The following is a 14,740-nucleotide window of genomic DNA, read 5'->3' as shown; positions in this document are numbered from 1 at the left end:
TGCCGTCGGCCACCTATGACTTCTGGGCCACCGTCGCCAACCGCGTCGGCGGCAGATACTCGCGCACGAACGTCCGCTTCCAGCACGCGCCCGTCTCCCGCAACTCCGGCCAACTCGTGTAGCGGTAGCGGAAGAGGCGGGCCCGGACGTAGTGCGGGGGCGTGCCGGGCGGGAACGGGGAGCGGCGCAGGAGTCGTAGCGTGTCCCGGTCGTTCTCCAGGAGGCGTTCCACCAGGGCGCCGAACCACGGGTCGGCGTAGCCGGGGGAGAGGGCCGCGAACCACATCATCCAGTCCAGCCGCAGATGGTACGGCGCGAACTGGCGTGGCCAGCGCCGTGGATCGCCCGGCTTGCCCCTGAACTCGTACTCCCGCCAGTCGGAGTCCTCGCGGGGTACGGCGTCCGTCGTGCCCTCGACCACCACCTCGTAGCGGATGCGGCTGACCGTGCCGAACGCGCCGTAGGAATTGACCAGATGGAGGGGGTCGAAGGAGCGGTTCATGATCTGGCGGCGGGAGATCATGTTGCGGACCGGGCGGTGGCTGAGCCACAGCAGCAGGGCGGCGACGGTGAGGACCACGACCTCGTACCAGACGGGCGGGCCGGGTACGGACGGCGGTGTGTGGGGGAACCGGATCGCGGACAGGGCCAGCACGATGGTGATCCAGTTCAGCCAGGAGAAGTTGCCGGACAGGACCAGCCACAGCTGGGTGGCGATCATCAGGGACGCGGCGGCCATGGCGATCGGCTGGGGCGTGAACAGCAGGACGGGTACGACGAGTTGGGTGACGTGGTTGGCGGCCACCTCGATCCGGTGCAGGGGTCGGGGGAGGTGGTGGAAGAACCAGCTCAGCGGGCCCGGCATCGGCTGCGTCTCGTGGTGGAAGTCCAGACAGGTCAGCTTCCGCCAGCACGCGTCGCCGCGCAGCTTGATCAGACCCGCGCCGAACTCCACCCGGAACAGGATCCAGCGGAGCAGGAACAACACCACGACCGGCGGGGCCACTTCGTCGTTGCCGAGGAAGACGGCCAGGAAGCCGACCTCCAGCAACAGTGACTCCCAGCCGAACGCGTACCAGGTCTGGCCGACGTTGACGATCGACAGGTACAGCACCCACGGCACAAGCCACATCAACATCCCGCCCCAGAGCGGTAGTCGGGAGTCGAGCCCTGCCGCGAGTGCCGCCGACACCGCGCAGCCCGTCCACGCGCAGGTCGCGAAGAAGCGGTCCGTGTAGTGGAGTTGGAAGATGCTCGGGGCCCGCCCAAAGGGCGTACGGGCGAGGAAGCGGGGGACCGGCAGCATGCCGCGTTCGCCGATCAGCGCGCGGAACTGGCGGGCCGCCGTGAGGAACGCGACCAGGTAGACACCGGCCAGGGCCCGCTGGAAGACCAGTCGGCTCAGCCAGTAGTCGGGTGCGGTGAACCATCCCACGGTCGTGTGCTCCTCCCTCCATCGTCGCGCCTGAGCGGACCCTTCACTCTCCGTGTTCCATGCCTCCGGTTGCGTAACCCAAGTGAGTGAAGCAGACAATAGTGGCGAATCACCCGGCTTGAGGCGGGAGAACCTGGTGCGCACATCCACCGGAACCATCGCCACGGCCTGCGCGCTCTCGGCGACGCTCCTCGTCGCCGGCTGCGGCGGCAACGGCGGCAAGGACACGAAGTCGAGCGGCGAGGTCTTCCTGCAGCCCGTCGCGGCACAGGGCCCCGACCCTTTCACGGACTCCACGGCCACCGCGCCGAGCGCCCCACCACGGGTCACCCGAACGCCGCAGTCGACACCTCGGCAGTCGACGCCCCCGCAGGCGACACCTACGGGGACCGTATCCACGCCCTCCGGCCGTATACGTACCGTCTCCGGCGCCACGCCCGGCCTGTACGGCGGGACCGCGCGGACCGGAAGTTGCGATGCCGAGCGGCAGATCTCCTATCTCACCCGCGACCAGGCCAAGGCCCGCGCCTTCGCGCAGGCCGAGGGGATCTCCCCGGGCGCGATCCCCGGCTATCTGCGCGGGCTGACCTCGGTCGTGCTGCGCGCCGACACCCAGGTCACCAACCACGGGTTCCGGGACGCGCAGGTGACCGGGTTCCAGTCGGTCCTCCAGGCCGGTACCGCCGTCCTCGTAGACAACCGGGGCGTGCCCCGGGTCCGCTGTGCCTGCGGCAACCCGCTCAAGGCGGGCGCGGCGGGGCAGGGCGGCGCGCTCGGCGACAACGGCCGCCCCTGGTCCGGCTTCCGGCCCGCCGAGGTGATCGTGGTGACCCCGGCACCCCAGGTGATCACCAACATCACGATCATCAACATCGTCGACGACACCTGGATCGAACGGCCCCTCGGTCATCGCGGGCCCCACCACGACCACGTCGTACCCCGGCCACCGCACGTGAGGCCGACGCCGACACCGTCCCGTACGGGTCCGTCGCCGCGACCGCACGACAGCGGGTCCAGCGCCTCGCCCGGCGTCACGAGTCCCTCGCCCAGCAGCAGCCCGAGCGCCGACGAGAGCCCGAGTCGCAGGCAGGGCCAGAGCTCCTCTCCGAGTGACGAGAGCGCGTCCCCGAGCGACAGCCAGAGCGCCGCCCCGGAGAAGTCCGCCACCGACTGCACCACCCCGACCGTCACCGTCACCCCGGGTGCGACGGGCGCCGCACCCGGCGAGGCACCGTCCCCAGGTGCCACGGACTGCCCCGCCGCCACCGTCACGGCCACCCCGACGACCAGTCCGCCCGGCACCACGCTCACCCCGTCGCAGCGCGGGGCGACCCCGAGCGCCGGGACGGTCGTACCGGAGCCGTCCCAGGGTCAGGACTCGCCGGACGAGATCGGCCCGCCGACCGTCCCGGAGACCCCCGACCTGCCCGACGGCGGCGGGCTGATCCCCGACGACACCACCACCGGCAGCATCTTCGACAGCCCCACGAACGTCTTCGACAGCTGACCGCGCAGCGTGCCGCCGTAGCGCTCGGAGAAGTCGAAGAATCGGGCGAATCCTGGCAAGGTGGGCCGCATGGTTGATCGGGGAGCGAGCGCCCTGTCACTCCCGGACGACTGGCCCGCCCACCCGGACCCGATCCTGGCGCTCAACCGCATGGGCAGCTTCGACTGGGACCTGGACAACGGCCTGTTCCACATGGACGCCCAGGCCCACGAGGTCTTCGACCTGCGCCCCGACGAATACGACGGACATCCCGAGAGCCTCGCGATCCGGGTACCGCCTCCGGAGGGCTACCGGCTCGACGGCATCGTCTCCCAGGCCATGAAGGACGGCAGCGAGAACTACGGCGCCTACTTCCGGATGCGGCTGCGCGACGGCACCCTGCGCTGGACCCACACCCAGGGCTACATCCGGCGTGACGAGACGGGCCGCCCGCGCCGGATCATCGGCATCGTCCGGGACGCCACCCAGGAACTCGCCGAGAGCGCGGCCCGCCGGGAGCAGGCGGCCCAGGACGCGGCGCGGCGCCGGCAGACCAACGTCGTCCAGCTCACCACCGCCGCCCTCGCGCACGCCCGTACCGTCCAGGACGTCATCGACGTCCTCAAGGACACCCACGGTCTCGTCCACCTCGGCGCGACCAGCCTGGTCATGGGGCTGGTCGAGGCCGGCCGTATCCGGCTGGTGGCGGAGGGACCCGAGGGCAGCTTCGTGCCCGGCACGGAGGTCACCCGGATCGACGAGCAGTACCCGATGGGGGAGGTCGTACGGACCCTCGCCCCGGCGTTCATCGAGTCGCCGGAGGAGTTCGCCGAGCGGTATCCGCTGCTGTGGCCGCACATCACCGAGCTGAACATCACCGCGGCGGCCTATCTGCCGCTGATCGCCCAGGCGAGGCCGATCGGTGCGATGGGTCTGCTCTACAACGACCGGCGCGGATTCACGGCGGACGAGCGCAACGTGCTCGTCGCGCTGGGCAGCAGCATCGCGCAGAGCCTGCAGCGCGCCATGTTCTACGAGCAGGAGAAGGACCTCGCCCAGGGCCTCCAGCAGGCCATGCTGCCGCGCGCCATCCCCAGCGTCCCGGGCGCCGATGTCGCGGTGCGCTACCGGTCCGCGAAGGTCGGGCGGGACATCGGCGGTGACTGGTACGACCTGATCCCGCTGCCGGGCGGGCGGGTCGGCGCGGTCATCGGCGACGTCCAGGGCCACGACACGCACGCCGCCGCCGTCATGGGGCAACTGCGCATCGTCCTCAAGGCGTACGCCGCCGAGGGGCACACCCCGGCCACGGTGATGGCCCGCGCCTCCGTCTTCCTCCACGAACTCGACACCGAGCGCTTCGCCACCTGCCTCTACGCCGAGGTCGACCTGTCGACCGGAGTGGTGCAGGTGGTCCGGGCCGGTCATATCGACCCGCTGGTCCGGCAGTTGGACGGGACGTGCCGTCGGATGACCGTCGTGGGCGGGCTGCCGCTCGGGCTGTCCGCCGAGTTCGGGCGGCTCGAATACCCCGTCTCCACCATCGAACTCGACCCCGGCGAGACCCTGCTGCTGTGCACCGACGGCCTCGTCGAACAGCCCGGGGCCGACCTCGACGACGGCATGCGGACCCTGGCCGCGCTCATCGCCTCCGGCCCGGACGACGTACGCGACCTCGCCGACCTGCTCATCGACGTGGCCGAGGAGCGCGGCGGCGAGGACGACGTGGCGCTGCTCCTGCTGCGCAGACGCGGCCTCGACGCCCGGCAGTCCGGCGGGCGGCTCCAGCAGCATGTGGCCCTCGGCGACTCCGAGGCCCTCACCGAGGCACGGCACATGATCCGGGCCGCGGTCCGCGCGTGGGGCGCCGGTGAGCGCTCCGACGAGGTCGAGCTGGTCGCCGACGAACTGGTCACCAACGCGCTGATGCACACCGAGGGCTCCGCGATCGTCACCCTCAGGGTCCTCAACGGCACCGAACGCCGGCTGCGCGTGGAGGTCGAGGACTCCTCCAGCGCCCTCCCGCGCCGTCGCGAGGCCGGCGAGAACGGTGTCTCCGGACGCGGACTGCTCCTGGTCGACCTGCTCACGGACGTGTGGGGCGTGGAGGCGCGCGGCAGCGGCAAGTGCGTGTGGTGCGAGTTCCTGGTCCCGGACCGGACCTGACCCCACGGGCCTCTGATGGCACCCTGGACGTATGCCGGAACTTCCCGAGGTCGAAGCGCTGAAGGACTTCCTGACCGAACACCTCGTCGGCCACGAGATCGTACGGGTGCTCCCCGTCGCCATCAGCGTCCTGAAGACGTACGACCCTCCGCTCACCGCGCTGGAGGGACACGAGGTGGTGGCCGTGCGGCGCTACGGCAAGTTTCTCGACGTCGAGACGGACGGCGGCCCGCACTTCGTGACCCACCTCGCCCGCGCGGGCTGGCTGCACTGGAAGGACCGCCTCCCGGACGGCCCGCCCCGCCCCGGCAAGGGCCCGCTGGCACTCCGCGTGGCCCTGGAGACCGGCGAGGGCTTCGACCTCACGGAGGCGGGCACGCAGAAGCGCCTCGCGGTGTACGTCGTCGCCGACCCGCAGGAGGTCCCGGGCGTCGCCCGCCTGGGCCCCGACCCCCTGGCCGACGCCTTCGACGAGCCGAGCTTCGCCGAACTCCTCAAGGACGAACGCCGCCAGCTCAAGGGCGCCCTGCGCGACCAGACCCTGATCGCCGGAGTAGGCAACGCCTACAGCGACGAGATCCTGCACGCGGCGAAGATGTCCCCCTTCAAACTGGCGTCGTCCCTGACCCCGGCCGAGACCCACACGCTCTACACGGCCCTGCGCACCACACTGACGGAGGCCGTCGAACGCTCCCGAGGCGTGGCGGCAGGCCGCCTGAAGGCGGAGAAGAAGAGCGGCCTACGCGTCCACGGCCGCACCGGCGAACCCTGCCCGGTCTGCGGCGACACCATCCGCGAGGTCTCCTTCAGCGACTCCTCCCTGCAGTACTGCCCGACGTGCCAGACGGGGGGCAAGCCGCTGGCGGACCGGCGGATGTCGAAACTGCTCAAGTAGCTACCAGGGCACGGCGGTTCCGTCCCAGGACAGGAACCGTCCCGTAGGACCGTCGTCCGCCAACAGCGCCAGATCCACGGCCCCCCGCGCCGCCTCCGCCGGGTCCCCGTCGCTCGTCGCGGCCCGTTCGTTGAGGTCCGTCGCCCGTAGTCCGGGAGCGAGGGCGTTCACCTTGAAGCCCTCCGCCGCGAGGGACTGGGCGTAGAAGAGGGTCAGGGCGTTGAGCGCCGACTTCGACGAGCGGTACGCGGCGCCCGACCCGGCGTGGCGGGCGAACTCCCGGTCCGGGTCGGCGCTCCAGGTCAGGGAGCCGGTGCCGCTGGAGATGTTCACGATGCGGGGGCGCGGGGAGCGGCGCAGGGCCGGGAGGAACGCGTTGGTGACCGCCAGGACGCCGAAGACGTTCGTCTCGTACGTACGGCGGAAGTCGTCGAGGTCGGCCTCGGGTGCCGGGCTTCCGCCGGCCATGATGCCCGCGTTGTTGACCAGGACGTCCAGGGTGTTCACCTGCTGTGCGGCCGTCGCGATGCTGTCGAGGTCCGTGACGTCGAGGGTCAACAGCCTTGCGCCGCCGCCCAGTTCCTCGACGGCGCGTTCGCCCCGGCCCGCGTCGCGTGAGCCGACGTAGACAGTGAACCCCTCGGCTACGAGCAGGCGGGCGATCTCCTTGCCGATGCCCTTGTTCGCTCCGGTGACCAGTGCTGTGGAATCGTTCATGGGGACGACGATTCCGCAGCCGGAGCCGCCGAACCAGGGACAACCGATCCCTGGCAGCCGGAGAGCGGGCAGAGGGTAGCTGGACGGAGGCACCGTGACCGGGAAACAGGAGCTGGCCCGATTTCTGCGTGGGCGGCGGGAGAAGCTGGTGCCCGCCGATGTGGGGTTGGCCGGCGAGCCGTCCCGGCGGACCCTCGGGCTGCGGCGCGAAGAGGTCGCCGAACTGGCCCACATGTCCGTCGATTACTACGCCCGCCTGGAGCAGGCCCGCGGCCCGCGCCCGTCGCCCCGCATCCTGGACGCCCTCACCGCAGTGTTCCGGCTGACCCAGGCCGAGCGGACCCACCTGTTCCGGCTGGCGGGGACACAAGTGACGCCTCTCGCCGCGCCGGTGCGGACCGTCCGCCCGCATGTGGCGGCCCTGCTGCGCCGCATCCCGGACACGGCGGCCCTCGTCACCGACGCCACCTACGACGTCATCGCCTGGAACCCGTTGGCGGGTGCCGTATTCGGCGGTGATCTCGACACGCGGCCGAACCTGGCGCGCCGCCGCTTCCTGGGCCGGCCCCTGGAGACTTCCAGCGCCGAGGAGTTCGGCCACATCGTGGTGTCCCGGCTGCGCCGCGCCGCCGACCGCTACCCGCACGACCCGGGGCTCGCCCGCCTGCTGGCCGAACTGCGCGCCGGCAGCGAGGAGTTCGGGGAGATCTGGGAGACCGGCCCCGTGCACGCCCCCGGCCACCGCACCAAGACCCTCACTCACCCGGAGGCGGGCTCGCTGCGGGTGAACTGCGACGTGCTCACCGTCCCGCACGACGACCAGCAGGTCGTCTTCGTCACCGCGGACCCGGGGACCCCCTCCGCACGGGCCCTGCGGCAACTGGCCGCCGCAGGACGGGACTTCAGTGCGAGGTGAGCCGTACCAACTGCAGTCCGTCGGCCGTCCGCACGTCGTAGTGGTCGATCTCGGTGGGGTGCATCGCCGCGCCACCCTGCATCGTGATCATCGTCGCGTCGTGCGCGGGTACGTTCCAACTGGTCACGGTCTGCTCGGAACCGTCGCGGCCGACGACCACGAGACGACAGGACCGAGGGCCCGCACCGTCCTTGATCTTGAGGGACACATCACTGCCGTAGTTCTCGTTCGCGGCCGTGACCTGCGCCCACACGCCCGACTTGGCGTCGGTCGCGGTGAGTTGCACGACCCCGTCGCCGTGCGCGGCGAGGGTCGCCACCGCGGGCCCGCCCACGGCGAACACCACCGAGGCGGCCACGGCGTACAGAAACCGCCGCCGTCCGGCTCGTTGACGTGACGCCACCTCGCCGAGCAGCCGGTCCAGCAGCCGGGGGCCGGGTTGTGCCATGGGGTGCACAGAGCGCGGCGTCGCACGCCGGTACAGCATCAACTGCCGTGAGGCGGGACCGAATTCGGTCACATGAGCCGCGCAACTGGTGCACTCCATGAGGTGATCCTCGAAGCGGAAGGCGTCCGCCTCGTCCAGCACGCCGAGCGCGTACGCGCCGACGTCGCGATGCCTTTCCAGGGACCTCATGCCGAATCCTCGTGCCGTTAGGTGCGGGTGGGGTTACTCCTTGCTCCCATCGGTACGCACCAGACAGCCGAATCACTCAAGGCACATAGAATCCCAACCAAGTGATTCGGAGCCGCCGGGCCCGCGGATTGGTCCCATTTCAAAAAAGATGGATGGCCAGATGACCGAGCGGCAGACCCAGCTGCCAGGCGGGCGTCCAGACCTTCGGCCCGTCGTCCTCACCGGTCACCGGACCGCCTCCCGACCCCGGCCCCGGCACGGCATCCAGATCCGGCGCGAGCAGCTCGGTCTCCTCCAGCCAGCGCCAGGCGGCTTCCGCCAGCTCCAAGTCCGGTGCGTCCGCGCCGGATTCGGCGGCCTCGGCCGTCAATCTGGACATACGTTCGCCGACCCAGTCCTGCCACGGCTGGTCGTACGCCGTGAGCGAAAGCCAGGTCTCCAACTGGGTCACCACCCGGATACCGGACAGCTCGCCGTCCGTGTCGGAGAGGAAGATGGTCAGTGCCAGCGCGTCCCGACCCGCGCGGAACTCGAAGGACGTCGGCGGCATCAGGTCGCCGGTCCGCAGCAACTCGTCGGCGATGTACTCGGCGTACAACCACGCCATGGGGACGGTGAGTTCACCGCCACCGGTGCCGTCCGTGCTCTCTTGACCTCTGTGCAGCATCCCTTCCTGCCTTCCTCCGGTGCGTGCGCGTCGCCCGGCCCGGGGCTCCGCCAGGAACCCCGAGCCCCCCAGTCCGGAACACGGATGAGGACAGCCGATTACTCAACCGGGTTCTGAGCAAGGCGCTTTACGGAGGTTTGACTAATGGATTGGTTTCACCGCAGGTCGGCCGCATAACCCGGAAGCGCCCGGCGGAGGGCGCGCAGCGCGTAGTACGCGCGGGACTTCACCGTACCGGGCGGAATCCCCAGTGCTGCCGCGGCCTCCGCCACACTCGCCCCGCGGAAATACACCAGCACCAGGACTTCACGGTGCTCCGGAGTGAGTGTCTTCACAGCCTCCCGCACATCGAGCGTCGCCGCCGACCGTTCCGCGTGATCGGCACATACGCGTGCGTTCTCCAGCACCGCGTCCCCGACCTCCGGCGGTCGCGCCTGCCGGGCCCGGCGCGCGTCGATGGCGAGCCGCCGGCCCACCGTCAGCAGCCAGGGCCGTACGGACTCGAAGTCGTCGGCGCGCAGCGCCTCGGGGTGCTGCCAGGCCCGTACGAGGGTCTCCTGGACGAGGTCCTCGGCGCGCTGGCGGTCGCCGTCGCAGAGCCGGAGCAGCAGCGCGAAGAGCGGCCTGCCGTGCTCGCGCTGCAGTGCGGCGAGCTCGTGCTCGGCGGTCGTTCCGTCTCTGAGCGTGGGTCCGGCCGTCATGGCCGTATGGCATCGCAGGGGACCGTCCGGGGACAGGGGGCGCACGAGGGGCTGCGGCGGACGGTCGATCGCGTCGACGAACGGTGCGACGAACGGTCCGCGTCACCCGGCGATCCGCCGCACGCGCACACCGGACGGGTCATCAGAGGCCGGAAGTCGTTTGCGGGGGCGGTGAAGTTCATACCTATTGGTGGGTAAATATGACCACAGTGGGGTGAATTGATGATCGCACGCAGACAGCAGGTGGCCGTCGCCGTGGCCGGCATTCTCACCGCGGCCGCCGCCTGTCAGGCCCAGCACCACAACTCGACGGCGTCCGGCCGCCCGGCGCCCCCCGCCGCCCGCGGCTTCACCCTCGTCGCCGCCGGTGACATCCTCCCGCACACCTCCGTCGTCGACCGCGCCCGCTTCGACGCAGGCGGCGCCGGCTACGACTTCCGGCCGATGCTCGCCGCGGTCCAACCCCTAGTCTCCCGCGCCGATCTGGCGCTGTGTCACGTCGAGAGCGTCTACCGCGACTCCACCGGCACCGCGCCCCTCACGTCCCCGCCCGAGGCGGCCCAGGGCCTCGCCGCGACCGGCTACGACAGCTGCTCCACCGCGTCCGACCACAGCCTCGACGAGGGCGCCGTCGGCATCCAGCGCACCCTCGACACCCTCGACCGCGCCGGCGTACGGCACACGGGAACGGCGCGCACCGACGCCGAGGCGCGCACGGTCACCCTGCTGCGCGCCGGTCCGGCGAAGGTCGCCCACCTCGCCTACACCGCCGACACGAACGGCGTCCCGCTCCCGCCGGCCGAGCCCTGGGCCGTCAACCTCCTCGACCCCGCCCGCGTCCTCGCCGACGCCCGGGCCGCCCGCCGCGCGGGCGCCGACGTGGTCGTCGTCTCCCTGCGCTGGGGCACGGCGGGCCAGGAGTCGCCCGACCCGCAACAGGTGGCGCTGGCCGGGGAACTCACCGCCGCCCGCACCGACGGCCGCCCGGACATCGACCTGATCCTCGGCACCCACGCCCACACCCCGCAGGCGTACGAGAAGGTCAACGGCACCTGGGTGGTCTACGGGCTCGGCGACCAGATCACCGGCGAGATGTACGACAACGCGGGCACCCAGGACCCCGGCGGCAACCTGAGCACCCTCGGCCGCTTCACCTTCGTACCGCCCGCCCGGCCCGGCAGGCGCTGGGAGGTGGCCAGGGCGGAGTTCGTCCCGCAGCTGTTCGACATCGACGCGGGCCGGGTCGTCGACATCAACCAGGCGATCGGCCAGGGCGCCGACCTGACCGGCGACCGCGACCGCATCCGCGAGATGGTGCTGAGCCGGGGCGCGGCGAAGGCCGGTCTGGTGATGGCGAAGTAGGGCGGGAGAGGGGTGAGTCGAGAGAGCGGGAGGCGGCGGAGGTCAAAGGGCGGGGAGGTCAGTCGACGTCGACGTGCGCGAAGGTCTCCAGCATCCGGGTCAGCACCCGTGCACACGCGCGTACGTCGGCCTCCGTCAGTTCGCCGCCGCCGACCTGGCGCATCAGATAGTGCTCGCGGCCCAGCACGTCGGCGATGGTCGAGCGGCCCGTCTCGGTCAGCCGGATCAGGGAGGACCGCTGGTGCGCCGGGTTCGGCACGCTCTCGACCCAGCCGTGCGCCGCGGCGTCGTTGACCATGCGCTGCACGAACTGCCGGCTCAGCGCCTGGTCGCGGCCCATCTGAGGAACCGTCATGGGCCCGTGCAGGCGTAGCAGGTTCAGGACGGCGCGCACGCCCGCGGACACGCCCTCGACCGGTTCGGCCTGCTCCACCTTGCGCGCCGCGCGCCGGTAGAGCGGGCCGACGAGGTCGAACACCTCGGTGAGGCGATGGCCGAGTTCGTCGGGGGAGAGGGGGGCGGGAGCCGGGGGAGTGGAGTCGTTCACCACCTCATCATGACACCTGGGTTGCCAAACCCGGCGGGAAGATGACACCTTGGTTGTCATGACAGCTGCTTCGGAACTGAGCTTCTTCGCATCTGCCGACGGGGACCTGGCCTACCGCGAAGTGGGCACCGGCGCCCCCGTGGTCCTCCTCCACTCCGGCTTCGCCGACCACCGCGTCTTCGACGACCAGATCCCCACCCTCGCCGCCGACTTCCACGTCATCGCACCCGACATCCGTGGCCACGGCTTCTCGGCCAACGCGAGCAAACCGTTCCGCTGGGCGGACGACCTGGCGGGTCTCCTGCGCCACCTCGACCTCGGACCCGCGGTCCTGGTCGGCCTCTCCATGGGCGCGGGCGCCGCGACCGACACCGCGCTGGAGTACCCCGAACTGGTCCGCGCGATCGTCGTCAGCGGCGGCGGCACCAGCGCGTTCGAGTACAAGGACCCCGAGCTGGTGGAACACGCGGCCCGCGCCGGGCAGTTGCTCGCCACCGGGGACATCGCGGGCTGGCTCGACCAGTTCACGCAAGGGGTGGCAGGCCCGCGCCGCACGGTGGCCGACGTCGCCCCGTCCGTCATCCGCCGCCTGCGCGAACTGACCGCCCACACGATCTCCAAGCACACACCGGGCGAGAAGGACTGGTACGTCCCGCTGGCCGACCTGTGGCCCCGCGTCCCGAAGCTGGACGTGCCGGTGCTGGCCATCCACGGCGCCGCCGACTGGCCCGACAGCATCGCCATGGCGGACCGCCTCATCCACACGGTCCCGAACGGCCGCTCGACGACGATCGAGGGCGTCGGCCACTATCCCAACATGGAGAAGCCGGACGTCTTCAACGAGATCCTCACGGACTTCCTCCGCTCGCTCTGACCCCGCACAACAGCCCACGACCGGCTACGGCACCACCGTCACCGGCCATCGCCCCGCCTTCACCAACCGCACCGCGACCGACCCGATGATCCGGTGGCCGGCCTGTTCGGAGGCGCCCACGATGACCGCGTCGGCCTTGAGTTCGTTGGCCGCCTTGACCAGGCCGCCGTAGGGGTCGCCGCGGAACGTGTGGAATTCCCAGCGGATGTCGAATATCCCCCTGACGCGCTCGGTCTCGTGGCGGATCTGGGCGACGAGGTTCTCGGCGATCTCGTCGGTCGTATCGGCGACCGGTGCCCCCAGGGCCGCGCCCGCCGCCAGCACCGGCTGCACGTACACGATGGCGAGCAGCGCGCCCTGCCGCCTGGCCAGGCCCGCGGCATAGGCCGCGGCCCGGAGAGAGGATTCTGAGCCGTCCACTCCGGTCACGATCACCTTGGGCCCGTCCGTGCCCCGCTCGAACTGAGTTGAGTGCTGTTCCGTCACGGCCGTGAGGTTATCGGAAGCAGCGGATCCCGAACCCGCCCGGTAGCGCTCGACGGGCGAGCCGCCCGCCCTGTTCCTACAGTCGGAACCATGACTGCCACCGCGGAGGCCGCCAGGTCCAAGGACACCAAGGGTCCGATACGGCCGTCCGGCAACGGGTTCCTCAGCCGGGTGCCCGAGGGCTTCGCGACCTTCTTCGGCGCCCTCGGCCTGCTCTGCGTCCTGCTCGCCTTCATCGCCCCGCTGCACCGCGTGCTGCGCCCGGTGGTCCGCTTCCTCGACCTGCTGATCGTCCCCGTCAGCGCCAACCTCGCCTACGCGGTCTTCCTGTTCCTGCTCGCCGCCGCGACCGCCGCCCGCAAGAAGATCGCCTGGTGGCTGGTCGTCGTCTACCTCGGCCTGCTGGTCCTGACGGACGTCCTGGGCGTGGCCCTGGGCCTGTACGCCGAGTCCCTCCCGTCCCTCGTCGTGTGCGCCCTGCTGCTGGTCCTGCTGATCGTCGCGCGCAGACAGTTCTACGCCGCCTCCCGCCGCGCGGCCGTCAGACGAGCCCTTGCCGTCCTCCTCGCCGGGCTCGCCGTCGGGATCCTCGCCGGCTGGGGACTCGTCTCCCTGTTCCCCGGCACCCTGCCCGAGAGCCAGCACCTGGGCTGGGCCGCCGACCGGGTCTGCGGCGGCCTGGTCTCCGGCCGCTCCTTCGACGGCCACCCGCCCCGCGCCCTGTACTTCCTGCTCGGCCTGTTCGGCGCGCTCGCCCTCCTGAACGCGGCCACCGTCCTCTTCCGCTCCCAACGCCTCGAAGCGGCCCTGCACGGCGACGAGGAGGACCGCATCCGCGCCCTCCTGAAGGCCTACGGCGGTCAGGACTCCCTGGGCTACTTCGCCACCCGGCGCGACAAGGCCGTCGTCTTCTCGCCCAGTGGCAAGGCCGCCGTCACCTACCGCGTCGAGGCCGGCGTCTGTCTCGCCAGCGGCGACCCGGTCGGCGACCGCGAGGCCTGGCCGCATGCCATCGCCGCCTGGCTCGACCTCGCCCGCCGCCACGCCTGGGCGCCCGCCGCGATGGGCGCCTCCGAGGACGGCGCCAGGGCCTTCGCCCGCGCCGGACTCGGCGCCCTCCAACTCGGCGACGAAGCCATCCTGCACGTCGCCGACTTCGACCTCGCCGGCCGCGACATGCGCGTCACCCGGCAGGCCGTGAGCCGCGTCCGCCGCGCCGGCGCCACCTGCCGCATCCGCCGCCACGCCACCCTCACCGACACGGAGATGGAGGAGGTCGTCGACCGCGCCGACGCCTGGCGCGACACCGAGACCGAACGCGGCTTCTCCATGGCCCTGGACCGCCTCGGCGACCCGGCCGACGGCGACTGCCTCCTGGTGGAAGCACTCGGCGACGACGGCAAACTCCTCGCCCTGCTCTCCCTCGTCCCCTGGGGCACCGACGGCGTCTCCCTCGACCTGATGCGCCGTGACCGCACCGCCCCCAACGGCGTCATGGAGTTCATGGCCGCCGAACTCTGCGCCGCCGCACCGAAGTTGGGCGTGCACCGGATCTCCCTCAACTTCGCCGTGTTCCGCTCGGCCTTCGAGGAGGGCGCCCGCATCGGCGCGGGCCCGGTCCTGCGCCTGTGGCGCCGCCTCCTGCTGTTCTTCTCCAAGTGGTGGCAACTGGAGGCCCTCTACCGCTCCAACGCCAAGTACCACCCCGAGTGGTACCCCCGCTTCATCTGCTACGGCGAGACCGCCTCCCTGGCCCGCATCAGCCTCGCCTCCGGCATCGCCGAGGGCTTCGTCTCCGTACCGTCGCTGCGCCAACTCTGGGGAAAGGGGCACCCGAAGAGCGGACAGCGG

General features: G+C 71.3%; 14 protein-coding genes. 7 read left to right on the top strand and 7 right to left on the bottom strand.

Annotated elements, in window-relative coordinates; genetic code table 11:
- Positions 1-13: 13 nt before the first annotated feature.
- The gene (locus ACFWP5_RS20900; RefSeq protein ID WP_384158360.1) at positions 14-1,435 is read right to left on the bottom strand and encodes a lipase maturation factor family protein; all 1,422 of its coding nucleotides are present in this window, start codon (positions 1,433-1,435) and stop codon (positions 14-16) included.
- Between the two features lie 136 nt (positions 1,436-1,571).
- Here ACFWP5_RS20900 and ACFWP5_RS20895 point away from each other — a divergent pair, with 136 nt between their 5' ends.
- The 3 genes from ACFWP5_RS20895 (at position 1,572) to ACFWP5_RS20885 (ending at position 5,982) form a co-directional block, all read left to right on the top strand.
- Positions 1,572-2,942 (top strand): DUF6777 domain-containing protein, encoded by a 1,371-nt coding sequence (locus ACFWP5_RS20895; RefSeq protein ID WP_384158357.1) that lies wholly within the window; start codon positions 1,572-1,574, stop codon positions 2,940-2,942.
- A 69-nt stretch (positions 2,943-3,011) separates the two neighbouring features.
- The gene (locus ACFWP5_RS20890; RefSeq protein ID WP_384158354.1) at positions 3,012-5,087 is read left to right on the top strand and encodes a SpoIIE family protein phosphatase; all 2,076 of its coding nucleotides are present in this window, start codon (positions 3,012-3,014) and stop codon (positions 5,085-5,087) included.
- Positions 5,088-5,118: 31 nt separating this feature from the next.
- Positions 5,119-5,982: an Fpg/Nei family DNA glycosylase gene (locus ACFWP5_RS20885; RefSeq protein WP_384158351.1), complete on the top strand. Its 864-nt coding sequence runs from the start codon at positions 5,119-5,121 to the stop codon at positions 5,980-5,982.
- Here ACFWP5_RS20885 and ACFWP5_RS20880 read toward each other — a convergent pair whose 3' ends face one another.
- Complete coding sequence (locus ACFWP5_RS20880; protein ID WP_384158348.1) at positions 5,983-6,699, bottom strand: SDR family oxidoreductase; 717 nt, start codon at positions 6,697-6,699, stop codon at positions 5,983-5,985.
- Between the two features lie 94 nt (positions 6,700-6,793).
- Here ACFWP5_RS20880 and ACFWP5_RS20875 point away from each other — a divergent pair, with 94 nt between their 5' ends.
- On the top strand, positions 6,794-7,615 hold the full coding sequence (locus ACFWP5_RS20875; RefSeq protein ID WP_384158345.1) for a helix-turn-helix transcriptional regulator: 822 nt from the start codon (positions 6,794-6,796) through the stop codon (positions 7,613-7,615).
- Here the strand turns inward: ACFWP5_RS20875 and ACFWP5_RS20870 are convergent.
- From ACFWP5_RS20870 to ACFWP5_RS20860, 3 genes are all read right to left on the bottom strand, one after another.
- Positions 7,602-8,252: a zf-HC2 domain-containing protein gene (locus ACFWP5_RS20870; RefSeq protein ID WP_384158342.1), complete on the bottom strand. Its 651-nt coding sequence runs from the start codon at positions 8,250-8,252 to the stop codon at positions 7,602-7,604. The two genes, ACFWP5_RS20875 and ACFWP5_RS20870, sit on opposite strands and share 14 nt — an antisense overlap.
- A 139-nt stretch (positions 8,253-8,391) precedes the next feature.
- Entirely contained in the window at positions 8,392-8,919 is a 528-nt protein-coding gene (locus ACFWP5_RS20865; protein ID WP_384158340.1) for a hypothetical protein, read from the bottom strand.
- A gap of 155 nt (positions 8,920-9,074) precedes the next feature.
- Positions 9,075-9,620, bottom strand: coding sequence for a sigma-70 family RNA polymerase sigma factor (locus tag ACFWP5_RS20860; RefSeq protein WP_384158338.1), 546 nt, complete (start codon positions 9,618-9,620; stop codon positions 9,075-9,077).
- Positions 9,621-9,842: 222 nt separating this feature from the next.
- Here ACFWP5_RS20860 and ACFWP5_RS20855 point away from each other — a divergent pair, with 222 nt between their 5' ends.
- Positions 9,843-10,982, top strand: coding sequence for a CapA family protein (locus ACFWP5_RS20855; RefSeq protein ID WP_384158335.1), 1,140 nt, complete (start codon positions 9,843-9,845; stop codon positions 10,980-10,982).
- 58 nt (positions 10,983-11,040) lie between these two features.
- Here ACFWP5_RS20855 and ACFWP5_RS20850 read toward each other — a convergent pair whose 3' ends face one another.
- On the bottom strand, positions 11,041-11,529 hold the full coding sequence (locus tag ACFWP5_RS20850) for a MarR family winged helix-turn-helix transcriptional regulator (protein WP_384158332.1): 489 nt from the start codon (positions 11,527-11,529) through the stop codon (positions 11,041-11,043).
- A gap of 58 nt (positions 11,530-11,587) precedes the next feature.
- On the opposite strand from ACFWP5_RS20850, the gene ACFWP5_RS20845 reads away from it, so the two are divergent.
- On the top strand, positions 11,588-12,403 hold the full coding sequence (locus ACFWP5_RS20845; RefSeq protein ID WP_384158329.1) for an alpha/beta fold hydrolase: 816 nt from the start codon (positions 11,588-11,590) through the stop codon (positions 12,401-12,403).
- Between the two features lie 24 nt (positions 12,404-12,427).
- Here ACFWP5_RS20845 and ACFWP5_RS20840 read toward each other — a convergent pair whose 3' ends face one another.
- Entirely contained in the window at positions 12,428-12,889 is a 462-nt protein-coding gene (locus tag ACFWP5_RS20840; RefSeq protein WP_384158326.1) for a universal stress protein, read from the bottom strand.
- Between the two features lie 90 nt (positions 12,890-12,979).
- Here ACFWP5_RS20840 and lysX point away from each other — a divergent pair.
- On the top strand, positions 12,980-14,740 hold a 1,761-nt coding region (lysX, locus tag ACFWP5_RS20835), incomplete at its 3' end, for a bifunctional lysylphosphatidylglycerol synthetase/lysine--tRNA ligase LysX (RefSeq protein WP_384158323.1).

Origin of the sequence: Streptomyces sp. NPDC058469, from assembly GCF_042721125.1 — a bacterium.
Taxonomy (GTDB): domain Bacteria; phylum Actinomycetota; class Actinomycetes; order Streptomycetales; family Streptomycetaceae; genus Streptomyces.
Note: the sequence above shows the minus strand (reverse complement) of the source record. Positions and strands in the feature narration are given on the sequence as shown.